Origin of the sequence: Sphingobacterium sp. 2149, assembly GCF_031455655.1 — a bacterium.
GTDB lineage: Bacteria > Bacteroidota > Bacteroidia > Sphingobacteriales > Sphingobacteriaceae > Sphingobacterium.
The window spans coordinates 247,904-272,635 of sequence record NZ_JAVDTD010000006.1; the positions used below are offsets into that span (position 1 = coordinate 247,904).

Annotated in this window: 17 protein-coding genes; 6 read left to right on the forward strand and 11 right to left on the reverse strand. The window is 42.8% G+C overall.

From position 1 onward, the window contains the following. Window positions 1–25: 25 nt before the first annotated feature. The gene (locus tag J2X77_RS10915; RefSeq protein WP_209577885.1) at window positions 26–2,320 is read left to right on the forward strand and encodes a TonB-dependent receptor; all 2,295 of its coding nucleotides are present in this window, start codon (window positions 26–28) and stop codon (window positions 2,318–2,320) included. A gap of 54 nt (window positions 2,321–2,374) precedes the next feature. Here J2X77_RS10915 and J2X77_RS10920 read toward each other — a convergent pair whose 3' ends face one another. Beyond that, on the reverse strand, window positions 2,375–2,929 hold the full coding sequence (locus J2X77_RS10920) for a ferritin (RefSeq protein ID WP_209577884.1): 555 nt from the start codon (window positions 2,927–2,929) through the stop codon (window positions 2,375–2,377). A 170-nt stretch (window positions 2,930–3,099) separates the two neighbouring features. After that, window positions 3,100–3,756: a tetratricopeptide repeat protein gene (locus J2X77_RS10925; RefSeq protein ID WP_209577883.1), complete on the reverse strand. Its 657-nt coding sequence runs from the start codon at window positions 3,754–3,756 to the stop codon at window positions 3,100–3,102. A gap of 343 nt (window positions 3,757–4,099) precedes the next feature. On the opposite strand from J2X77_RS10925, the gene lon reads away from it, so the two are divergent. Continuing rightward, complete coding sequence (gene lon, locus J2X77_RS10930; RefSeq protein WP_209577882.1) at window positions 4,100–6,577, forward strand: endopeptidase La; 2,478 nt, start codon at window positions 4,100–4,102, stop codon at window positions 6,575–6,577. A 59-nt stretch (window positions 6,578–6,636) separates the two neighbouring features. Here the strand turns inward: lon and dctA are convergent, their stop codons facing one another. The 8 genes from dctA to J2X77_RS10970 all read right to left on the reverse strand — a co-directional run bounded on the left by dctA (window position 6,637) and on the right by J2X77_RS10970 (window position 19,338). Next, complete coding sequence (gene dctA / locus J2X77_RS10935; protein WP_209577881.1) at window positions 6,637–7,899, reverse strand: C4-dicarboxylate transporter DctA; 1,263 nt, start codon at window positions 7,897–7,899, stop codon at window positions 6,637–6,639. Window positions 7,900–8,031: 132 nt separating this feature from the next. Beyond that, complete coding sequence (locus J2X77_RS10940; protein WP_209578075.1) at window positions 8,032–9,942, reverse strand: class II glutamine amidotransferase; 1,911 nt, start codon at window positions 9,940–9,942, stop codon at window positions 8,032–8,034. A gap of 120 nt (window positions 9,943–10,062) precedes the next feature. Further along, window positions 10,063–11,940, reverse strand: a complete 1,878-nt coding sequence (locus J2X77_RS10945; protein ID WP_293879463.1) for an Nramp family divalent metal transporter — start codon at window positions 11,938–11,940, stop codon at window positions 10,063–10,065. An 84-nt stretch (window positions 11,941–12,024) separates the two neighbouring features. Continuing rightward, window positions 12,025–12,627, reverse strand: a complete 603-nt coding sequence (locus J2X77_RS10950) for a 2'-5' RNA ligase family protein (RefSeq protein WP_209577879.1) — start codon at window positions 12,625–12,627, stop codon at window positions 12,025–12,027. A 90-nt stretch (window positions 12,628–12,717) separates the two neighbouring features. After that, on the reverse strand, window positions 12,718–14,673 hold the full coding sequence (locus J2X77_RS10955; RefSeq protein WP_310080732.1) for a gamma-glutamyltransferase: 1,956 nt from the start codon (window positions 14,671–14,673) through the stop codon (window positions 12,718–12,720). Window positions 14,674–14,795: 122 nt separating this feature from the next. Next, window positions 14,796–16,472, reverse strand: a complete 1,677-nt coding sequence (locus J2X77_RS10960; RefSeq protein ID WP_209577878.1) for a sodium/sugar symporter — start codon at window positions 16,470–16,472, stop codon at window positions 14,796–14,798. Between the two features lie 51 nt (window positions 16,473–16,523). Further along, window positions 16,524–17,852 carry a xylose isomerase gene (xylA, locus tag J2X77_RS10965; protein WP_209577877.1) on the reverse strand — a complete coding sequence of 443 codons (1,329 nt, stop codon included), beginning with the start codon at window positions 17,850–17,852 and terminating at the stop codon, window positions 16,524–16,526. A 1-nt stretch (window position 17,853) separates the two neighbouring features. Beyond that, entirely contained in the window at window positions 17,854–19,338 is a 1,485-nt protein-coding gene (locus tag J2X77_RS10970; RefSeq protein WP_209578073.1) for a xylulokinase, read from the reverse strand. Window positions 19,339–19,459: 121 nt separating this feature from the next. Between J2X77_RS10970 and J2X77_RS10975 the strand changes: the two genes are divergently transcribed. Genes J2X77_RS10975 through J2X77_RS10990 form a run of 4 tightly spaced genes read left to right on the forward strand, consistent with a single transcriptional unit; the run spans window position 19,460 to window position 22,575 of the window. Then, window positions 19,460–20,482, forward strand: a complete 1,023-nt coding sequence (locus J2X77_RS10975; RefSeq protein WP_209577876.1) for a LacI family DNA-binding transcriptional regulator — start codon at window positions 19,460–19,462, stop codon at window positions 20,480–20,482. A 27-nt stretch (window positions 20,483–20,509) separates the two neighbouring features. Then, window positions 20,510–21,067, forward strand: a complete 558-nt coding sequence (locus J2X77_RS10980; protein WP_209577875.1) for a hypothetical protein — start codon at window positions 20,510–20,512, stop codon at window positions 21,065–21,067. A gap of 1 nt (window position 21,068) precedes the next feature. Further along, window positions 21,069–21,542 carry a hypothetical protein gene (locus J2X77_RS10985; RefSeq protein WP_209577874.1) on the forward strand — a complete coding sequence of 158 codons (474 nt, stop codon included), beginning with the start codon at window positions 21,069–21,071 and terminating at the stop codon, window positions 21,540–21,542. Between the two features lie 10 nt (window positions 21,543–21,552). Next, window positions 21,553–22,575, forward strand: coding sequence for an oxidoreductase (locus J2X77_RS10990; RefSeq protein WP_209577873.1), 1,023 nt, complete (start codon window positions 21,553–21,555; stop codon window positions 22,573–22,575). 77 nt (window positions 22,576–22,652) lie between these two features. Here the strand turns inward: J2X77_RS10990 and J2X77_RS10995 are convergent, their stop codons facing one another. Next, complete coding sequence (locus J2X77_RS10995) at window positions 22,653–24,728, reverse strand: Na+/H+ antiporter (protein ID WP_209577872.1); 2,076 nt, start codon at window positions 24,726–24,728, stop codon at window positions 22,653–22,655. Between the last annotated feature and the right edge of the window lie 4 nt (window positions 24,729–24,732).

Here is a 24,732-nt window from a genome sequence, read left to right on the forward strand (position 1 = left end):
TACATACGTAGAAATTATAGTACAGATGAAACTTAAAATTATAGGCTGCATTTTTATGCTTGTCTCCTATTTCTCCATACTTCCGGCGCTTGCCTCAACGATTAGCGGTAAAGTAACGGATGCCAAAACCAACCTTCCAATTGCTGGTGCTACCATATCACTGCAACAGCTTCGTTCGAGCACGGCATCAGACCAACAAGGTCATTATAGCTTTAAATCTCTTCCTTCAAGTGGACGCTACTTGGTTGAGGTCCGTTTTTTGGGCTATCAGTCCGTTGTCAAGGCCGTTGATTTAACTTCGGAAAATCTTTCCCTTGATTTTTCCTTGACAGAAAGTATTATCGAAACGAATGAAGTAGTCGTTACAGGCACACTCGTCACTTCTCAGAGCCGTCGCAACAGCACCTCAGTAGCTGTTATTTCCAAAGATGAGTTGCAGGGAAATGGAACAAATCTTATTGATGCACTTGCGCGACAAGTTCCCGGGCTAAGTCAGATCACAACGGGACAGGGAATTTCAAAACCTGTCATACGAGGTCTGGGATATAATCGGGTTGTCACGGTAAGTGATGGGGTAAAACAGATGGGACAGCAATGGGGCGACGAACACGGCATTGAAATCGACCAAAATCAACCCGACCGTGTCGAGGTTTTACGTGGCGCGGCTTCATTGATGTACGGATCTGATGCCATCGGTGGAGTGATCAATGTACTTGAGCCCAATGTTCCTACTGAAGGACATATTAAAGGTGAATTACTGACAAGCTATGCTACCAATAATGGGCTGACCAATAGTTCGGTTATGCTAACAGGTAATGAAAATGGCTTCGTATGGCGTGGCCGTGGATCGTATCAAAATGCGTATTCTTATAATACCCCTGCAGGAAGATACGGGAATAGCGGCTTTAACAACAGCAATGTCAGTGGTATGCTCGGGCTAAACAAACAATGGGGCTATTCGCACCTTAATTTTTCGTACCTAAAAAATAACATCGGTTTTTACGATGCCGAACCGGGAGACCCGCTTTACACAAACGCTAAAAGCCGTACATTGGATTTCCCCAAACAGGACATCCGTCACTATAAATTGGCCCTCAACAATAGCTTTGTTATCGGCTCGGGCAATTTAAAACTTGACTTGGGCTATCAAAAGAATCAACGTCGAGAATTGGAAGAAGCTACCCCCTCCCTATTCTTTGACCTAAATACCTATTCCCTCGATGCCAAGTATTCTTTAAGTGAAAGAAATGGCTGGCAACATGTATTTGGCATTAGCGCCAGTCAGGAACACAGTGTAAATAAAGGCAGTGAATTTTTAATTCCAGCCTATGATCAGCTGGAATTGGGAGCTTTTGGTTATGCAAAGAAAAGCTGGGGCGAAAACACGTTTAATGTAGGTTTACGCTATGACTATGTCAACAACAAAGGCAAACAGCTGTTTGTTGAAGATGAGGAGCAATTTCCTGGTTTTAAAAACAGCTTCAGTAATGTCAGTGGCGCCCTTGGTTATACGCATGTTTTCAATGAGGATCTCAACTTTAAAGCAAATGCAGGCTCAGCATTTAGAGCGCCCAACCCCGCAGAGCTCGGCTCCAATGGTGTTCATGAGGGTACTTCGCGGTATGAGGTCGGTAATGAGAACCTGAAACCCGAAAGAAGCTATCAAGCGGATGCGACACTGGAGTTTGGCCATAGTATCGTTACTGGAAGTATCGGAATCTACGAAAATTATATTCACAACTTTATTTATGCATCGACAACAAAAGGGGATACAAAAACTGTGGTTGGTGAAGATGGCGATTCACATACTTATGACGTATACCGCTATGGACAGGTCAACGCCAATCTATACGGTGTTGAGGGAAGCTTGAATTTTCATTTGTTGAACTGGATTCACCTGGACAACACGTTCAGTTATACTCAGGCACAGAATAGAACCTTTGACAGACCTTTGGCATTGATTCCAGCTGGCGTAGTACACAATACGCTGCGCCTCGAGCCTAAAATAAGCGGATTGAATGCCTTCTACTTATCTGTGGGGTTGGACAATTATTTTAAACAGAGCCGCATTGATGAAACCTTCGAAACGCCAGCAGACGGCTACACATTGTTGAATGCCGGAATTGGTACAACATTACACTTCGGGCAGCAGCAACTGAAAATATTTGCGGCGGCGTCCAACCTGACCAACAAGCGTTATTATGATGCGTTAAGCCGATTGCGCCCGGGCCGGCTATCGCAAGAAGATCCTAATTTTGGCGTCTACAATATGGGCAGAAATATCACATTCGGTGTCTATCTACCGCTTAACATCAAATAAAAAAAATGAGGAATCCCTGAAAAGGATTCCTCATTTTTTTTATTCAGTATAGTTTTATTTAGGATCGTCTGCCGTTGCTTCTCTTGCTAAAGTCACTTCGTCTGGCATAGCTTCCAAAGAGGAATCCAAGGCAAATAGTGATTCGTCCGATGCACGGTCTCCACCGGCAATCTTCAATTTATCAATCAATTCCAGCGCTAGCTTCTCTTCTTCGATCTGTTCTTTTACAAACCATTGTGCAAAATTCCACGTTGCCCAGTCTTTCTCGGCCATCGCTAGATTGACGATGTTATAAATTGCTTCGGTATTATCTACTTCGTGTTTGAAAACGCGGTTAAAACATTCTGTCAACGTTTGCGGGTCCGCTGGAGGTTGTGCTATGGCTTCAATTCGTGGCCGGCCACCCCGTTCCAGAATATACCCCATAATCTTCGTCATGTGGTTACGCTCTTCCTGTGCATGTCTATACAGGAAATTGGCCACTCCACCATAGCCCTGATCATCTGCCCAGACCCCTAATGCCAAATAAATTTGTGCCGCCTCAGCTTCCTTAGTCATTTGCTTGATTAAAGTTTCTTGCATTTCTATTGACAATCGATTCGTTTCCATATTTATTCCTTGTTTGATTTAGAATAATAACAGAATAACACAGTCTTTCGTTTTCATATTGGCAAAGAAAAAGTAGTGGGCCGACTTACTTATACGCTAAAAAGCTTTAGAATTTTAAACAAAAAAAGGGAATTCCAGCCGGAATTCCCTCTCTATAGGCAATAGTGATACTATTTTAAATTATCTCTATATACTTTTGCTTTTTTGATTTCAGTTTGGATGTCTTTCTTCGACGAATCAAAGCTTAACACTTTTTCATAATCTTTGATCGCATTATTATAAGCATCAGTTGCCATCGCCTTGTTATAGTTTGGCGTGCCTGCTGTTCCAATCAAAATACCTAAGTCACGATTAGCAATCGCTCTATTTTGATAGAATTTGGAATCGTTCGGTGTAATGGCAATTGCCTTTGTATAATCTTCGATAGCTCCCTTCAACAACTGTTCTTTATTGGCAACAGAAGCTTTATTTGTCGATTGAACAGCAAGATTGTTAGTCGCTTTTGCTTTGAAATATAAAGCATTCGCATTTTTACCATTTAACGCAACGACTTTACCAAAAGTTTCTGCTGATTTTTTATAGTCACCATTTTGAAACTGGGAATAACCCAACATATATAATACATCCGGATCTTTTCCTTCTTGAGGCAGTGCTTTTGTCAAGTATGACTCGGCATTCTTGAAATCACCATCCAAAAGAGCTTTTTGCCCCATTCTCACATTAGCGTTGCTATGTTCAGCCTGTTTTGGTTGTTGTGCATTTGCGCTAAAAGCAACTAAGGCAAAAACCCCAGTAAACAAACCCAATTTAAATGATTTTAAATTCATATCTAAATAGTTACTTTTTTATATTCACTTCATAATGATCGCCAGCGATCTTTTCTACGTCTCTGAAAATAGCTTCCGTATGATTTCTATAAAATTAGAAACTGCCATCAGCGCCTTTTCACATTCCAATATTACAATTATTATGCCTATTTCTCCAATAAATGGCAGATAAATTTTATTTAACCTGCCTTTTTTTCCTATTCTGGAAAATAGATTTGTAATTTTGCTGACTTCTAGCAATTGGCACTCCCCTTGCATTACAGGGGAAACATTATTAGAAGCTTAAAATTTGAAAGTCTGCCGTCAACATGTCAGCGACTGCCAAATACACAAAATAAACACTATGAGCAAATTCGAAACTTTTGATTTCAGTCAAGCAATTCCAATCGTTGCAGAGGATACCGAATTCTTTCCCTTACTTACGCAAGAGGATGAAGATAATATGGCGAATGCTGAAATTCCAGAAGCATTGTCAATTTTGCCTTTACGTAATACCGTATTATTTCCCGGTGTTGTTATTCCGATTACCGTAGGTAGAGATAAATCCATCAAATTGGTGAAAGAAGCTTATAAGGGCAGCAAGACTATCGGTGTCGTTTCTCAAAAAGATATGACCGTAGAGGACCCAGGATTTGAAGAACTAAACAAAGTGGGCACCGTTGCTCATATCATTAAAGTGCTTCAAATGCCTGATGGTAATACCACCGTCATCATTCAGGGTAAACAGCGATTCAACCTATTGGAAATTGTTGGAACCGAACCCTATTTAAAGGCACGTGTTGAGAAATTCAATGAGGCAAAGCCGAAGATGACCAAGCACTTCAAAGCGACTATTTCCACTTTAAAAGAAATGGCGCTGCAGATCATCCAACTTTCGCCAAACTTACCTAGTGAAGCTGGTATCGCTATCAAAAATATTGAAAGCCCTTCTTTTCTAATCAACTTCATTTCGTCGAATATCAATGTCGAAATGACAAAGAAACAGGAGCTGCTTCAGATACCGAAAGTAGAAAACCGCGCCAAACTTTTACTGGAACTATTGACGACAGAAATCCAGATGCTGGAACTAAAGCACCAGATTCAGAATAAAGTACGTGTGGATCTTGACAAACAGCAGCGTGATTATTTCTTAAATCAGCAGCTGAAAACGATTCAGGAAGAGCTGGGCGGAAATACGCCTGATCTTGAACTGGAAGAGCTTAAAAAACGTGGTAAGTCAAAGAAATGGAGTCATGAAGTTGAAAAACATTTTACAAAGGAACTGGAGAAGCTCTCCCGCATTAACCCTGCCGCGGCAGATTATTCGGTACAGCTCAATTACCTCGAGCTCCTTTTGGATCTGCCCTGGAATGAAACAACAAAAGATAATTTTGACTTAAACAAAGCACAAAAAGTACTCGATAAAGATCATTACGGACTCGAGAAAGTGAAAAAACGTATCATTGAATACCTCGCTGTATTGAAATTAAAAAATGATATGAAGGCGCCTATTCTTTGTTTGGTAGGCCCGCCGGGAGTCGGTAAGACATCGTTGGGAAGATCTATCGCCAAAGCGCTGGGCCGTAAATATACCCGCATGGCTTTAGGTGGTGTGCGCGATGAAGCAGAAATCCGAGGCCACCGCAAAACCTACATCGGAGCAATGCCAGGCCGTATCATTCAATCGTTGAAAAAAGCCGGGACAGCGAATCCTGTATTCATTTTAGACGAAATCGATAAGATGAGTGCTGATTTCAAAGGCGACCCTTCTTCGGCATTATTGGAGGTATTGGATCCCGAGCAAAATACGCATTTCTATGATCACTATGTGGAAATGGAGTTTGACCTTTCCAAAGTGATGTTTATTGCAACAGCCAATTCATTGAGTTCCATTCAGCCAGCTTTATTGGATCGGATGGAGATTATTGAAGTAAATGGATATACCATCGAGGAGAAAATCGAAATCGCCAAAAAACACCTTTTGCCAAAACAACGGGAAATGCATGGGATGGCTTCTAAGAATGTCAGCCTAAAAGGTAAAATTATCGAGAAAATAATCGAGGACTACACACGTGAATCTGGTGTACGTGGATTGGAAAAAAAGATTGGCTCTGTCGTTCGGGGTATTGCGACACGCATTGTTATGGAGAAAGATTACAATCCAAGTATCAGCGAACAAGACCTGCTCGATATCCTAGGTGCGCCAATATTTGATAAGGACATGTATGAAAATAACAATGTGGCTGGGGTGGTGACTGGATTAGCCTGGACGTCCGTAGGTGGCGACATCTTGTTTATAGAGTCATCACTAAGTCCGGGGAAAGGCCGTTTGAGCCTGACGGGTAATCTGGGCGATGTGATGAAAGAATCTGCATCGATTGCACTGGCGTACCTGAAAGCGCACGCTGCTGATTTCGGAATAGACTATCGCGTATTTGACCATTGGGATATTCACATCCACGTTCCTGCGGGCTCCATTCCAAAAGATGGTCCTTCGGCGGGTATCACCATGCTCACGGCACTGACATCGCTCTTTACGCAACGCAAAGTGAAAGAAAAATTAGCCATGACAGGTGAAATCACCCTGCGCGGAAAGGTGTTGCCCGTGGGTGGTATCAAGGAGAAAATTCTTGCCGCTAAGCGTGCTAATATCAAGGATATTATTCTTTGTAAATCCAATGAAAAAGATATTCTGGAGATCAAGGAAGATTATATCAAAGACATGGAGTTTCACTACGTGACTGAAATGGCTCAGGTGATCAAACTCGCCCTCTTGGAAGAAAAAGTAATCGGTGCCATCAATTTGGCGCAAGATGTAGAAAATACAAAAAAAGAGAATTAGCATATTCTCAAATGAACATCGATTAAAATTGGCCCGGAAAGACTGTTTTCCGGGCTTTTTTATCTTTTTGAGCCTAGCTTTTCATGCAGGATCTCCTCGTCCAAACTGTTTTCATATTTCGAAATGACCAGTGTTGCCGCTGAATTTCCGATTAAATTGGTTATTGCCCGAGCTTCACTCATAAAACGGTCTACGCCAAAGATCAACGCAACCGACTCCACAGGCACATGACCAACAACTGGTAATGTTGCAGCAAGGGTCACAAAACCACTTCCAGTAACACCGGCTGCGCCCTTGGAAGTTAACAGCAAGACCAACAATAGCGTAATTTCCTGCTCCAAGCTAAGGTGCATATTGAGCGCCTGTGAAATAAAGACCGCGGCCATTGTCAGATAGATACTTGTTCCATCCAGATTGAAAGAATAGCCCGTAGGAATGACAAGCCCGACGACAGGTTTGGCGCAGCCGGCATCTTCCATCTTTTGCATGATACCAGGCAATGCCGACTCGGAGGATGAAGTTCCCAATACAATCAGAATTTCCTCTTTAATGTATTTTAAGAACTTAAATACGTTTACCTTAAGATAGAAATACAATACTCCTCCAATGACGATAATCACAAAAATGAAACAGGTCAGGTAGAAACTCACCATCAACATACCCAGTTTAGACAAGGCCTGAATTCCAAACTTACCGATCGTAAAGCCCATGGCTCCCATTGCTCCAATTGGAGCGAGATACATGATCATTTTGATAATGGAAAAAAGTACCTTTAGAAACGACTGCAATACATTGAGTACAGGCTCGGACGCTTTCTGCCCTATTTTTGTCATACCAATACCAAAAAGGACTGCAAACACGAGCACCTGCAACATGTTGTCTGAGGCTACGGCAGCGATAACGTTACTTGGAATAATTCCGATGATGAAATCCATAAAACTATGCGGTTCTTTGGATTCTGAAATGTAATGGGATACCGAAGATACATCGAGGCTTGCCGGATCAGCATTCATCCCGGTACCCGGCTGTATCCAATTGACAAAGACGAGACCAATAATCAGGGCGATGGTGGTCATGATTTCGAAATAGATAATCGAAGTCAGGCCGATTTTGCCCACTTTTTTTGTATCCTGCATTCCAGCGATACCGATTACAATGGAACTGAAAATCAATGGTGCAATGACCATCTTAATCAGTTTTATAAAAGCATCGCCCAATGGCTTTAACTTAACAGCAAAGTCAGGGTAATAGATTCCACAGATGATGCCCAGCAGTATACCCAATACGACTTGAAAATAGAGGCTCTTAAAAATATGTTTCATGATCGGTTTATTTACTGACAGCAATCCCCTTTGCTATTGATCGGTCTTTTTATTTAGGATTCAGAATTTTCTGAGTACGAAGATAAAAAAAAGGGATGCATAAATGCATCCCTTCCACTGATATTTTTGAACTTAATTACTGAAATATGCTCTCACATTCTTTCCTTCAATCCAGTTCATATACGCTTTGTTGACAACCTTGTTTCCACCAGGTGTAGGATAATCGCCTGAAAAATACCAATCACCCTTATGATCCGGGCAAGCTTGGTGTAAATTGTCTAAGGTTTGGTACACAACCTCCAGTTCAGCTTTGAGGTGGTGCGGTCTCACAATACGAGCGATTTCTTGGGAGATCTCCTCATCGGTAAATGGGGCGTAGATGGCTTTGACATAATTCTCAATCTCATTGACATCTTGCGTCATCGATAACACACATTTCTGATAAACCTCATCGATAACATGTGCCATGCCACTTTGTTTCAAAAGGTTGATTGCTGCTTCGAATGCAACAAATTCACCCATACGTGACATATCAATACCATAACAATCCGGATAACGAATCTGTGGCGCCGAAGAAACAATGACAATTTTTTTCGGGTTCAGACGATCTAAGATCGTTAATATACTCTGTTTCAAAGTTGTTCCTCTAACGATGGAGTCATCAATGGCAACAATGGTATCTTCATGATCTTTTACAATACCGTAGGTGGTATCATAGACGTGCTGCACCATATCCGTACGGTCTGCGTCTTGCGTAATGAATGTACGCAATTTAGCATCCTTCACGTTGAGTTTTTCAAAACGAGGTTTAATACTCAAGATTTCATCCAATTCTTCATCAGAAATTTTTTCTGAACGATTCAATAAAGTCTCTTTTTGAAAATCACGAACATAGGTATTAATACCATCCATTAGTCCATAGTAAGATACTTCTGCAGTATTTGGAATAAATGAGAATACGGTATTTTTGATATTATTTTTGACAGATTCCAATACCTGAGGTACCAGTAATCTTCCCAGTTCTTTACGTTCTTGATAGATGTCAGCATCTGATCCACGGGAGAAGTAAATCCTTTCGAAAGAACAAGAACGTTGTTCTACGGGTTGTCTAAACATCTCTTGGGATACGGTACCATCTTTTTTGGCAATCAGGGCATGTCCCGGTTTAATTTCCTTAACAGCACCAATAGGGATATTGAACGCTGTCTGGATGACAGGTCTTTCTGATGCGACCACCAGAATTTCCTCGTCCTGGTAATAGAACGCCGGACGGATACCTGCCGGATCGCGCATGACGAACGCATCGCCATGGCCAAAGATACCTGCTATGGTGTAACCGCCATCCCACGTTTTGGCCGAACGCTTCAAAATCTTTGATACATCAATATTTTTAGCGATCAGCGAGCTGATTTCAACATTAGAATAACCTTCTTTTTTGAATTGGTCGAATAGATCTTGATTTTCATCGTCCAGGAAATGACCGATTTTTTCCAAAACAGTCACCGTATCAGCCTTTTCTTTTGGATGCTGTCCCAACTCATATAGCTGTTGCAACAATTCGTCCACATTGGTCATGTTGAAGTTACCCGCTACAACCAAATTGCGAGACATCCAGTTGTTTTGTCTTAAAAACGGGTGACAGCTTTCGATACTGTTCTTGCCATGTGTTCCATAGCGCAAATGTCCTAAAAGTACTTCTCCGGTAAAACTTACATTATCTTTTAACCATTGCGTGTCTTTTGACTCCTCTGGAAATGCTTTCTGAACAGAAGCAAATTTTTTCTGCACATATTCGAATATATCTGCCACGGCAGTTGAGCCCATAGCTCTGTAACGCGAAATGTAACGATTTCCAGGTTTTACATCAAATTTAATGGTTGCAATCCCAGCCCCGTCTTGTCCACGGTTGTGCTGTTTTTCCATTAATAGGTACAATTTGTTGATGCCATAAAATGGCGTACCATATTTTTCCTGATAATAAGATAAGGGTTTTAACAGGCGAATTAGTGCGATTCCGCACTCGTGTTTAATAGCGTCGCTCATATCTTGATTTGATGTCGCAAAAGTAAGCATTATTTGGCACTTAGCGATCTACCGGCTCACTTTTTAAGCAATAAAATTACAGTGAATAGACAGACGGTGTTCGTCATAGCGCCTGAGGACCTATTTCGCAATAAAAACAGGTACTTTTACTGCATGTCGCAGCTTGTTGACCGTCTCCCCAAAAATAAAATCCTTTAAACCGCTGTGCCCATGACTGCCAACCACCAACAGATCAGCCGCATATTTTTCACAAACTGCTGCGATACTCTTGATCCGGTTATTATAGCCCAATTCGTATTCCGTCTGATACCCTTTCGATACGAGAAAGTCAGCATATAATTTCAGACGCTCTAAGTCTTGACGTGATTCAAAATCATCTGTCGACTCTCCGGTATATTTTACCGAGGCGCTCTCAACAATATGTACCACGACAAACGCCGTGTCTTTATGAGATAGCTGCAAAGCATATTGAATGATCTTCTGATCCGAACTGGAGAAGTCCAGCGCAATAACCACCTTCTTGAAGGAGCCTTTATGTTCAACATGCAGCGCCTCAAATGGAGGATGGACCTCCAGATCTATCGCTTTAGATTTTAGTAAAATTGGATATAATACCGTCATGACTAACAAAGCGAACAACCCTACGGCGCCCATTATCAGTACCACCGTTACCACAATATTATTGGCTTCGCCAATCCAGCCGACCACTTCGTCATACACCAATTTCAGATTCAGCACAGCGATAATGGCAGCAATCAGCCAGGCCACTCCCTTTGTTAACGGCTTGATGGCAAAATCCCCCATAGTTACTTTATCGCTGACAAAATGGATCAACGGAATGACTGCAAAGGCGAGTTGCATACTCAATATAACCTGGCTAAAGATGAGGAGCTGTCCCACGCGGCCTTCACCCGAAATCAGGATAACCAATATCGCTGGAATAATGGCCAACAGCCGGGTAATAATCCTCCGTAAGGTTGGACTAATCCGCAACCGTAGATATCCCTCCATGACAATCTGGCCCGCTAAAGTACCTGTCACTGTCGAACTCTGCCCGGCGAGAATCAAGGCAACAGCAAATAATTTCGATGCCCATTCCGTTCCGAGAAGGTTGCCCAACAGATGATAAGCATCTTCGAGTTCGGCCACGTCATGCCTACCATTTTTATGAAAAACGGATGCCGCAAGAATCAAAATCGCCGCATTCACGAGAAAAGCCAGATTCAAGGCAATGGCACTATCCCAAAAATTATACTTTAACGATTTTCGGATGGAGCTGTCATCGCGATCAATTTTCCGCGTTTGCACAAGTGCCGAATGCAGATACAAATTATGCGGCATGACGGTTGCACCGATAATACCTATGGCGATATAGAGTGCGGCACTATTGGGGATACTGGGTATAAATCCGGTGGCCACCTCTGCAAAGTCTGGTTTAGCCAAAAACATTTCCACCATAAAGCACATGCCAATAAGCGCAATCAGTCCAATGATAAAAAGTTCCATTTTTCGCATCCCGAGCTTCTGGAGATAAAGCAATAAGAAAGTATCTGCAAAACTGATCATTACGCCCCAGATCAGATCAATACCGAAAAGGAGGTTGAGACCGATGGCCATACCGAGCACTTCGGCCAGGTCACAGGCTGCGATGGCAATTTCAGCAAGCACATACAATACAAAATTCATCCGCTTAGGGTAGGTCTCCCGATTACACTGCGCAAGATCTTTGCCGCGCACAATACCAAGCCGTGCACATAAATTCTGGAGCACTAAAGCCATGATATTACTCATCAGTAAAACCCAAATCAGGGTATAGCCAAATTGGCTCCCGCCGGCAAGATCCGTTGCCCAGTTACCTGGATCCATATATCCTACACTAATGAGATAGGCAGGTCCAAAGAAACTAAGTATCTTTTTAAATTTGGATTTTCCTTTATTGACATCTACACTTTCGTGGATATCAGAAAGGGATTTATGATGGGATTCGTCGTAATGCATAAGGTACTGTAAGTGCAATATCGTCTATTGTCTGGCTTAAAGATAAAAAGCTTTAAACGATTTGGCAATTAAACAGTGATATAATTAGAATTTAAATGCGAGCTGCCCGGAATTCTCTTTTGACTGATTGCCAAATGGTATAAAATCAATGGTTTCGTACTGGCCTAAATCCGGTTTAAACTGTCGCACATGGACACCCTTGCACATAAAACTTAGGTCAACTGACCTGAATTGCTGCTTGGCGATCTCCAGCCATTCTGGCTCGAGCTGCCGCCCGATTGAGATATGAGGTTCGTCGCTAATGTCGATCAAATCAAACTCCGTTAAGGTCTGAACAACTTTTCTCGCGCGATCCTTGAGGTAACTGCGCGCATGTACCGTCGGCGCAATATAGAAGGCACCACTGGAAAACGACGAAAAATGATCAAAGTAAACATACTGGCTCCGTTCGTACACCAAGGTTTCCTGTAAAGCCTCAATGGCCCTTACCAGTTTACGCTCATCGGCCTCGAAAGCACATATAGTGACATGCGCCTTGGCATTACAACTGTGGTACCAGCCTTTGTTTGTGTCGGGAAATAGTTCGGCTAACGACGCACGTAACCGTCGCTTCAAACCATCCACCAAAGCAATACCAGCTTCATCAGGTTGAAAAACAAACGAATATGTATTGACACTACCCTCCATAACAAAAATCAATTTTCGATCAGTAGGTAAGATAACAAATACCGCGCAGATAACAAAACCTTAGGCTAGCCTTTTAAACAACAGTACAGCTTACCAACCGATGCCGTAATCCTCTCCATTATTGCTACTACCGCCCCAAAGCGTGTGATGTTGTTCGTCAAAATAAATAGCATTGATCGGTCCGCTGGTACGCTCGCCTAGCTGAATGCTGTAGCCCATTTGCTTTAATTGTTCGATCACAGCAGGCGCAGTATCTTTCGCTAATAACAGGCTACCTGAGCGTGGCTTCCGATCATCGGTCTTGGTTCCACCCAGCGACAGCCAAAGCTGATTACTATTGATATTAGCCGCCTCGCTAGCCTGCTGGGGCGTCATACCAAACTCGACCATATTTAAGAAAAACTGCAGTAAGTTTTGATCTTGTGTATCGCCGCCCTGTACCGCAAAAGAAAGGAAGGGCTTGCCGTTTTTTAAAGCCATTGACGGGCTAAGTGTTACACGCGGTCTTTTGCCGGGCTCGACCACGTTGAACGGGTTAATCAGTGAATCCAGAACAAAACTCTGTAAACGCTGACTCATACCCACTCCAGTGTTGCCTGCGATACAGGCCGGTAACCAGCCGCCACTTGGCGTAATTGAAACAACCCAGCCTTCCGCATCTGCTGCCTCAACGCTGGTGGTTCCCCTTAATAGCCGGTCCATATAGGCACTATCAACGGATAGGGAAGCCACAAGCGCCGCCGCCGACAAGTCCTTCACATAAGAACTTGAGCGTGCGTCATGTTTAGGGACAAAATCATTTTTCAGTTCGGTGTTTGGTTCAAACTGCTGCCGACGTTGCTGCAGCAGCGGAAGATAGGGGTTCTTTTTACCGACATACGGATACGGATCTCCAGGTAGCACATTTGGATTATTTCGGGCAGAATCAATTGTTGCGGCCCTCGCCTTCGCATAGGACTCATGCAAAAGACCTTGAATAGGTGTCTTTGGTTTGCCATAGGGATCACCATAATAAAAATCCCGATCTGCAAAAGCCAAGTTCATCACCTGATAGAGTGTATGAATATAGGAAGCAGAATTATAGCCCATAGCCGTCAAGTCAAAGTTTTTCAACATTTGTAGACTCTGCAGCATCGCTGGCCCCTGGGTCCATTCCTGCAATTTATAGACGTCAACACCTTTATAATTAACGTGCAGCGGTTCCTCCTCGATAGGTTTCCAGCTGGCCAAGTCTGCCTTTGTAATTAAGCCCCCTTGCTCTTGGCTACCACGAACAAATTCGTCCGCGATATCGCCAGTGTAAAAACGATCATAGGCAGCCATAATAGCCGCTTTTCGGTCTTTGCCAGCCGCTATAGCGTTCTTTTCCGCTTCGACCAATTTAGACAGGGTGTGAAGAAGATCCTGTTGCACAAAAACCTCCCCCGCTTCGGGGGCCTCCCACGATTTACCTTCATGTACTAAAAACACCTTTTTACTGTAAGGCCATTCCTTTATGCGTTCCTTGCCTCGCTCGATACTTGTTGCCGTTTGTGCATCAATAGGATATCCTGCAGCCATTTCAAGAGCTGGCGCGAGCACTTCCGCTAAGCTTTTGGTCCCATATTGCGCCAACATATAACACAATCCACCTGGTGTGCCTGGTGTAACAGCGGCAAGTGGACCGTATTCGGGAGGAAATTCATAGCCCTTTGATCTAAAAAAATTGACTGTTGCTCCAGTAGGCGCTACTCCCAATGCATTTATGGCAATGACCTTCTTCAATTTTGGATGATAAATTAAGGCTTGTGTTTCACCTCCCCAGCTCAGCACATCCCACATCGTACAGGTAGCTGCAAGCATCGCGCAAGCAGCATCTACCGCATTTCCGCCCTGTTGAAAAAGTTGAGCCCCTGCCGTTGCTGCCAAGGGTTTTCCGGTAATCGCCATCCAATGCTTACCATGTAACGGTGGTTTTTGCGTACGCTGGGCAGAACTCAGCATTGGCGTACCGGCAGTCAACAGTCCGATAAACATCATCATCAGCGCAAGGTATCTTCTTTTCATAGCAGCAATCTTTCGTTAAGCAAGCGTTTTTAGTAAAAGCAAGATAGGGATTTTTAGGACAAACAAAAAACTCCTGTCAACCGAGGCTGACAGGAGTTTTAACTATCTTAATTTCTATTGGTTTACCAATAAATGGAATACAATGCTGTAACTAATAAGGCTACAATCAATGCAATGACCAAGAACGCTCTGTGCGGTTTAAACATGGTGGTATCAATCTCCAATCCAGCGGGTACTACACCACGCTTATTGTCGATGATACTAATAAGAATCATACCGATAATACAGATAATGAAGACAAATCCCATACGATCCAAAAATGGAATCTCGTAAATTCCTGTTGTCGGATTCGGAACGGAGAAACCTGTCGATGACAAGAAAGAAAGGTCGACCCAATCCGGCAATTTCTTGAAGATAATGGAAAAAATAAATCCACCAATTGTCGCGAATAAAGCGGCATTGGAAGTCGCTTTTTTCCAAAAGAATCCCAAGATGAACATAGCGAAAATCCCTGGAGAGACAAACCCCGTGTACTCTTGAATGTATTGAAATCCACCTTTTTTATCTATCCCCAGATGCGGGGCAATCAGCACACCCAAAATCATGGCAACAACGACAGTTAATTTACCAATATTGACCAATTTCTTATCAGATGCTTCGGTATTGAATACTTTCTTATAAATATCCAGGGAGAAGATTGTTGCAATACTGTTTGCCTTACCTGCCAAAGAAGCGACCACCGCAGCTGTCAATGCAGCGAAAGACAGTCCTTTCAGACCGGCAGGCAACAAATTCAACAAAACAGGATACGCATGATCCGGATTGACCTCTCCATGTTGCATCATTTCATTTTGAAACAAGCCATCTTTCCACATTACGTAGGCTGCAATACCCGGCAATACAACAATAATAGGCATCAATAACTTTAAAAATGCTGCAAACAGAATTCCGTTTCGGGCAGTTTTAAGATCTGCCCCCAACGCGCGCTGCGTAATGTATTGATTACATCCCCAGTAATTGAGATTAACGATCCACATGCCTCCGATTAAGACGGTTAAGCCTGGCAAATCGAGATAATTTTCATTTTTACGATCAAGAATCATATGGAAGTGGTCAGAAGCCTTTTCGGTCATCAGGTGATAACCTTCCAATACGCCTGATCCGCCATAATGTTCCGAAACAAGGTTCAAGGCGAGATAAGTCGTCGCCAAACCTCCCAATACCAAAAAGAAAACTTGAATAATATCCGTGTAGCCAATCACCTTCATACCACCTAAGGTAATGATAACCGCAAAAATTGCTATGGCATACATACACGCTTCAAGACTGATACCCGAGATACTGCTTACTGCAATTGCTCCCAAATAAAGGATAGAAGTCAAATTGACGACCACATACAACAGTAACCAGAAGACGGCCATAATCATCGCAACAGTTCCATTATAACGTTTATGGAGAAACTGTGGCATCGTAAAAATTTTGTTCTTTAGATATACCGGTATAAAAAATACGGCAACAACAATCAGCGTGATGGCAGCCATCCACTCATACGTCGCAATAGCCAATCCCATCTTAAATCCGGAACCGCTCATACCGATAAATTGCTCGGCAGATATATTGGATGCAATCAGTGATGCTCCAATAGCCCACCAGGTCAATGACCCCTCAGCCAGAAAATAATCTTTAGATCCTACAGATTCAGATTTCTTGCGATAATACACCCATAATCCGTAACCGGCTACAATGACAAAGTAGATCAGGAAAACGATGTAATCTTTTGTGCTTAAATAATTATTCATGTAATGGTAATTGGTTTAATTCGATCGCCTAATATAGAAATATTTTTAGAACTATATATATCTGTTGATCAAATTTTCTAAATACTCCTGCTTACCACTAATCGTTTTTGGTTCTCCCAATTCTACGGCTAAATCTCTTAAGTTCTCCAATGTCAATGCCTGTCCTTCAAATGATGCGCCATGGCCGGTATCAAAAGAGGCATAACGCTCTGCCCGTATTTTTTTGTATTCCGAGTCTTGCAGGATACGATCTGCTGTAAGCAATGCGCGGGCAAAAATATCCATCCCACCGATATGAGCATAAAACAAATCTTCAGGATCTGTCGAGTTGCGGCGTATCTTGGCATCAAAATTCACACCTCCACCTTGGAGTCCGCCACCCTCTAAAATAATCAACATCGCTTCGGTCAATTCATTGATATCGTTTGGAAATTGATCTGTATCCCACCCGTTTTGATAATCGCCACGGTTGGCATCAATGGACCCCAATTTGCCCGCATCTACTGCGACCTGCAACTCATGCTGAAAGGTATGTCCGGCCAATGTCGCGTGGTTGACTTCTAAATTTAATTTAAAATCGTCCAAAAGATTATACTGACGCAAGAAGCCAAGTACGGTAGCCGCATCGTAATCGTACTGATGTTTTGTCGGTTCACACGGTTTGGGTTCGATAAAGAAAGTTCCTTTAAAGCCGTTTTTGCGGGCATAATCTTTGGCCATATGCAAAAATTGTGCAAGGTGCTCCTGCTCGCGTTTCATATTGGTATTTAAAAGACTCATATAGCCCTCTCTTCCGCCCCAGAACACATAGTTTTCACCGCCGAGGGCAATTGTTGCATCCAATGCTGCCTTAACCTGAGCGCCACCATGTGCTAGAACATGAAAATCAGGATTAGTCGCCGCCCCATTCATATAGCGCTTATGGCTAAAAAGGTTGGCTGTTCCCCAAAGCAATTTGATACCGCTTTCCTGTTGTTTCTCCTTTGCATAATCAACAATAGTGGACAGGCGTTTTTCATTTTCAACCACATTATCCGAATAATCCACTAAATCAACGTCGTGGAAGCAGTAATAAGGTATATTAATTTTACTGATAAATTCGAATGCCGCATCCATTTTATCTTTTGCTCTGGTAATTACGTCGCTGCTTTCATCCCATGGAAATTGATGTGTCGGTCCGCCAAATGGATCAGATCCATTACCGTTGAACGAATGCCAGTACGAACAGGCAAATTTAAAATACTCTTCCATCGTCTTTCCCCCAACAAGTTGCTTAGGGTTGTAATAACGGAAAGCCAATGGATTTGTGCTGTCTTTCCCTTCGAATTGAATTTGGCCTACGCCTTTGAAAAATTCTTTTTTCCCTTTGATAACATTCATCTTAATTGCTATTTATTTGTTTGTTTAATAATTCTTTCCATTGTTGATAATGCTCTTCATATTGCGCTACAAACTGCGGTTCCACGGTATATACAGGCTTCAAAGAGCGAAAGGCTTCTTTAAAATCTGCATAATACCCACTTCCTATTCCTGCTCCGAGGGCGGCTCCTATACTTCCATCGTGATTGAAAATCTCTACAGGAACGTTTGTGGCCCCCACAAATGACTCTCTGAAAACAGAGCTCAAAAACAAATTGGCATAACCTGCACGAATCATATTTGGATACAAATTGTTCTCGCGCATGATATCAAGGCCGTAGCGAAAGGCGTAGGCAATTCCTTCTTGTATAGCGCGCAAGATATCGCTGGTCTCATGTCTGTTCAGGTCTATCGCTGAAATTGAAGCGCCAACGGTTTGGTTATTGAGCATGCGTTCGGCACCATTGCCAAATGGGATAACCTGTAGTCCTTTGCTGCCGATAGGTGAAGCTCCGGCCATCGCATTGATCTGTTCATACGATAGATCACTTCCTAGCATCTTTCTGCCCCAACTGTTCATAATACCTGTTCCGTTGATACAGAGCAATACCCCTGTTCGGATATCGTCCTCGCCATAATTCACGTGCGCAAATGTATTTACGCGTGATTCGCGGTCAGCGATTAGCTGGTCGCTGACCCCATAGATCACACCGGAAGTGCCTGCGGTCGCAGCAACTTCTCCAGGCTGTAGGACATTGAGTGAAAGTGCATTATTAGGTTGATCACCGGCTTTATAATTGATGGTCACAGCAGCAGACAGTCCGAGTTCCTCGGCCACAGTAGCTTTAATCTGACCATGTGTTGAAAAGACAGGTAAGATCTCTGGAATAAGATGATCATCAAAACCATAATAGTCCATTATTGTGCGCGACAACGCATTATCTTTAAAATCCCAGAATATACCTTCCGAAAGCGCGGATATGGAGGTTGTCACTTGTCCCGACAGCTTCATCGCTATAAAATCTCCCGGCAACATAATCTTGTCTATCTTTTCATAAACCGCAGGCTCATTTGCTTTGACCCAGGCCAACTTAGACGCCGTAAAATTACCTGGAGAATTCAAATGATGGCTTAAATTAAAAGACCGTCCGATTTCTTCAAAAGCGATATTACCCAATTCAACAGCCCTGCTGTCGCACCAGATAATTGCATTGCGTAGCACCTGCTGCTCCTTATCAACGACAACCAATCCGTGCATCTGGTAAGCAATTCCAATGGCCGAAATTGCTTTAGGATCGTAAAGTCCCAGCGCATTGGCTTTCAATAAAGCCTGTTTAAAATAATCCCACCAGTCGAGCGGATTTTGTTCAGCCCAATTGGGTTCTACAGTAATTATTGGAGCTTCTACATCGGGATATTGCACCGAGCACACCTTGCGTTGCGAAGAAGCTTCAACAATTGAAACTTTCACAGAAGAAGTACCTACATCTATACCTAACAAATACATGGTAATTAATTCTAATTGGTTATAAAAAACAACGGCGGCCCCTATCTTGCAACCGGTTGCATAAAAGTAGGACATGTTTCTGAATATTCAAAATATTAAATAAAATTATTTACTTTGGAGCGTGAATAAAAAAACAACCATTTACGATATCGCCCGTGAGCTAGGAGTAACAGTCTCTACTGTATCCCGTGCATTGAACAATGTGCCTACGATCAGTGAGTCCACACGAAAAATAGTGCTGGAAAAGGCAAAGGAATTAAATTATAGTGTCAATAAGCTGGCCTCATCCCTTTCTTCGGGCAAGTCCAATACCATCGGTGTCATTGTACCAACCATGCAAATTCATTTTTTTGCGGAAGCCGTACACAGCATTGAAAAAGAATTAAAGAAACACAACTATAGTTTATTGCTCTATCAATCGAATGAATCGTTTGCCGACGAGGTCAATGGCGTAAAAACTTTACTGGAAGCGCAAGTAGCTGGTATCATCGCGTCTTTGTCTCTGGAAACTCAAGAAACACAGCACTTTCAAGAAGTGATCAATCAGCGCAAATGCCTTGTTATCTTTGACCGTACCCACAAAAATATTCCTGCACCCGTGGTAAAACTCGACGATTATAAAGCGGGTTATCTTGCAACACAGCATCTACTCGAAGAGGGATACAAAAACATAGCATTTATTACAACAGACAAAGAGATCGCAATTTTCCGGGATCGGTTCCTCGGTTTCGAAGCCGCGTTAAAGGATGCGCACATTTCACCGCGCGAAGATTTTATTATCCGCGGCGACTTATCTATTGAAGCCGGTATTAAAGGCACGGAACAGATTCTACAATCTGCCATCCAACCGGATGCCTTCATTGGAGGCGATGACTTTACAGCTGTAGGGATTATCCAAGCCTTAAAAGCTGCCCATATTGATATCCCAGCAACGGGTGTTATCGGTTTTGCAAACCAAACCTTTTCCTCCTTCATTACCCCCACACTATCCAGTATAGACCAACAGGCCAACAAAATGGGCGAAGAATGTGCAAAGTTATTTTTGAAAATGGTCAAACAAAAAAGTCCTTATGACATGATCGAGCAAATTGTTCTTGATCCTGTATTGATAAAAAGAAAATCTACCCATAGAATAGACAAATAATCCCTACCTTTGCCTAAATTTTTTTAAATGCAAGCCCGGCACAGATTTAGGACAGCAAGCATCTGCTTATTATTTGTCATTCAGGCCCTTTTTTTATTGGCCATCTTTGTAGAAAATAGAAATTCTTATCTTATACTGGCCTTTATAGGTCTACTCTCCTTACTTATTTTATACAGTTACCTTCGTTCGCCGATTCATCATCATAAACATGAATATGAGTCCATCCGAATTGCCGTTTGGGTTCCTGTCGGAGCGATTATTTCCTATTATTTCAATCATACATTTGGGTTAGGTCCGGTCTTGGGTGCTGCACTCACAGGTACACTGGGCTCCTTCATACCCAATATCAATAAAGATTCAACGTATCTCCCTCATCTTCCGGCGGCAATTTATTGCGGTGCGTTTGTAGGCATGTCCAATGCCCAGGTCGCTCATGGCTTCTCCTTTGTTCTAGCCGCCAGCATTTTTACTGCGATCTTTCTGATTGTATCGAAAAGCCTGTTAAATGGGGTCGGTGGCAAGCTGGGTACATTGGCTTTTCTCGGTGTTTCGCTGACCTACCTACTGTTGTACATTTTTAAGTAATATGGAAACATTCATTTTATACCTAGTTGGTGTTATCGCGAGCACGGCCACCTACTACGTCAATACCAAATTTAATCAAGGTGCGGTACGTTCCTCGGCATTGCTGACATTGCTTGTCGCCGGCTTTCTTCATTTTTTCCCGCAAACTGTCACGCCTTATCTGGCTCAATATATTCCTCCGGTTTTTATTGGGGCCTCATTTATAGGCATGGTATCCAAAAGCCAGTTATCAACCTATTTCGGTTTGGCCCTTGCCGGCATTATCTTTACGACGATCCTGCTCCACACGAGCAAGTTTTTTGCCGGGTATGGTGGCGCACTGGGCACATCAGCCTGCATTGCTTTATTGGTCGTTTTAAGTATTCCTTATTTCAAATCACGCCGAAAAATGACCGTTGGCTTTCTGCAGCTCCGTAAAACAATCTTAAAAAAACAAAGGAAAGTATCGAAAAGACGAGTAGATTTGTTTAAATAAATATTTAAGCATGAAACCTTTATTTCTGGTCTTTATTATTCAAGCCTTCTGGCTAAAACCGCTAATTGCTCAACAGGCAAACCTTAGTTTGGTCAATCAGGAGCGCAACAGTAGCTACAGAGGGCTTAGTGTGGTCGATGATGAGACCGTATGGGTGAGCGGTAGCAATGGAACCGTTGGACTCAGCACCGATGCTGGAAAAAACTGGCAGTGGGTCAACCCAATTGGCTATGAAAAAACAGATTTTAGGGATATTGAAGCGTTTGATGAAAATGAAGCCATCGTTATTTCTGCGGGTTCACCAGCCATCATCTTACGTACCCGCGACGGCGGGCGAAGCTGGAAGGAGGTTTTCAGTGACAAGCGACCAGAAATATTTTATGACGGTATTGCATTTACATCAGCAGGTGTGGGTATTGCTTTCGGCGATGCCATTCAAGGTAAAATGCCGCTATTAAAAAGTGTCGATTTCGGAGAGTCATGGAAAGATATCACAGCAAATATGCCCTTTTCAATAACTGGTGGAGAAGCTGGTTTTGCTGCTAGCGGGACATCCATATACTGCAACAACACAGGAACATACTGGATTGCCACTGGGGGAACAGTTTCCAATATCTATCGCAGCGAAGACCAGGGAAATACATGGGTACGTTACAGCTGCCCTATCCTGCAGGGAAAAAATAGCACCGGCCCCTTTTCTATTGCTTTCTATTCATCAACGACTGGAATTGTCGTTGGCGGAGATTACAAAGACGACACAAACAAGGAGAAAAACAGCTTTCTGACCAAAGATGGTGGTAAAACTTGGTTTGCACCACACACAGCGCCCGCTGGATTTAAATCCGCTGTTGTTTACCGCTCCAAAAAACAACTCATCAGCACGGGTACTTCGGGCACAGACTTGTCGAATGACGGTGGTAAAAACTGGATAGCGATCGGAAAGGAAAGCTTCAATGCGGTTCAAAAAGCCAAAAAAGGCAGCGCCATATATCTGGCCGGAGATAAAGGAAAAATAGCGAAGTTAACATTGTAAGTTAACTTCGCTATTGCTCGCCACATCATGATCTTGCCCTTATCGGGCATAAGCCCGTGATATGGTATTAATACCGATTATTTACGCGACAAACGCGATTCTTCCAGATCTAGAGAATACTCCATTTCTCTAATGACATCGCTATCGTAAGCCTTACTTTCTTTGATCTTATACAATCCATCTCGACGTAAGGCCAGAAGTTCCAACATTATTTTATTATACAGTCCTCTCACTGCCGAAAGCTGTGCACGTGTATCTTCTTCTTTTGCACGCTCGGAAGCATTTACACTTCGGATGATCTGCTCTTTCACCCGGGCGATGGTCTCATACTCCAACATTTCCTGTGCATAGTGCTTATCCAAATAGGCAATAGATTCTTTACCAAGGCGTAAGCGGATCTCATCAATCTGCTCTTCCATGGAAACTTGCTCGTCGACATCTTCCATCTTTATCAGCTTAATTAAAAAGGGTAATGTTAGCCCCTGAAAGACAAGCGTCACCAAAATAACGACAAACGTAATAAACAAAATCAGATTACGGTGTGGGAAAGCTGTGCCATCATATAAAGTCAACGGAATCGCTAATGCTGATGCCAACGAAACCACCCCTCTCATTCCTGCCCAGCCAATAACCAAGGGCAGTTTCCATCCCGGGCTTTTTTCCTTTACCCGAATCCGCTTAAATAATATTCTAGGAACAAAAGCCGAAAGATAGACTGCAATCAATCGCAAAATAATGACGATCACGGCGATCGCCAGCGCATAATTAATGGCCTCCGCCATCGAATATTCGCCCAATCCATTAATGATAACGGGTAACTCAAGCCCAATCAAAATAAAGACGAATCCATTTAAGAGAAAACCTACCGTTGCCCATACTTCTTTCGTTTGAATACGGGTATGATAGTTGAGATAATCCCCTGCCCGAAAGGAGAGAAACAATCCACCACTTACCACAGCCAAAACGCCCGACCATTCAAAATGTTCTGCGACAATATACATTAAGTAGGGTGCGATGAGCGTAATAGGTGTTGATATGCTGGATGATTTCGCCACATACCTTAAGAAGACATAGAGGATGTGGCCGATCACCAGGCCAACCACAACGCCCATCACCGATAATACAAGAAATTGCGTCGCCGCATTGGTCATTACAAACTGGCCAGTAAGAATTGCAATCGATGCAAATCGAAACACAGTAAGTGAGGCAGCATCATTGACCAGGCTTTCTCCTTCCAATATCGCTATTCCTCGTTTCGGAATACTGATACCTTTCAATACTGAACTCGCCGCAACAGCATCGGGAGGCGAAATGATCCCGCCTAGCAAAAAGCCAAGTGCTAGGGTAAATCCGGGAATAATACTCACTGAAAAGTAGGCAATGGCCAAGGATGTGAAGAAAACCAGACCGAAGCCCATGATTAAAATAGACCTGCGCCACTTTAAAAAATTACCCCAATTGGTGTACCAGGCGGCTTCAAAAAGTAAAGGGGGCAAAAAGACCATAAACACAATATCAGGGTCCACACTAATGACTGGGACACCAGGAATCAAGGAAATCACGAGTCCACCAATCACTAATAAGATTGGATAAGAGACCTTTAAGCGTTGACTCAGCACAAACAACATGGCCATAAAGAAAAAGAGCAGCATCACCAATAAGAGATTGCTATGAATTTTATGGCCAGCCTTTCCGCCTATTCCAGCTTTCACATCCGAATAGGGCGCCAAAACTGACATACTATATTGACGGATCTTCCACGCATTGTCCATCTTGCTCAGTACCCCTACACCGCGAAAAGACTTGGTATTAATCTTAAAAGATTCGTCAAACCAAGCAATGGTACTATCTGCATTGAAACTGATATGCCTAGTGTCATACGTGTATGTCCATGCATTCTTGGGATTGAAATATTGATTGGCGAACTTTTCAGCATGTGCTTTATCCCATCTTTCATTCTGATCAGTCCCCATAATGATTCCATCGGAAGCAATCACATTCAGAAATGGGCCATACTTCACCTCACCTGAAGACTTGTGCCATTGCGCTAACACCCTATTGATTTCTTCTACAGTTTGCTGGGCGCTTGTTGGTAAGGCGAATAACACTACATGAAGAAAACAGCATACACTTAAAATGATTTTTCTAATCATAAAT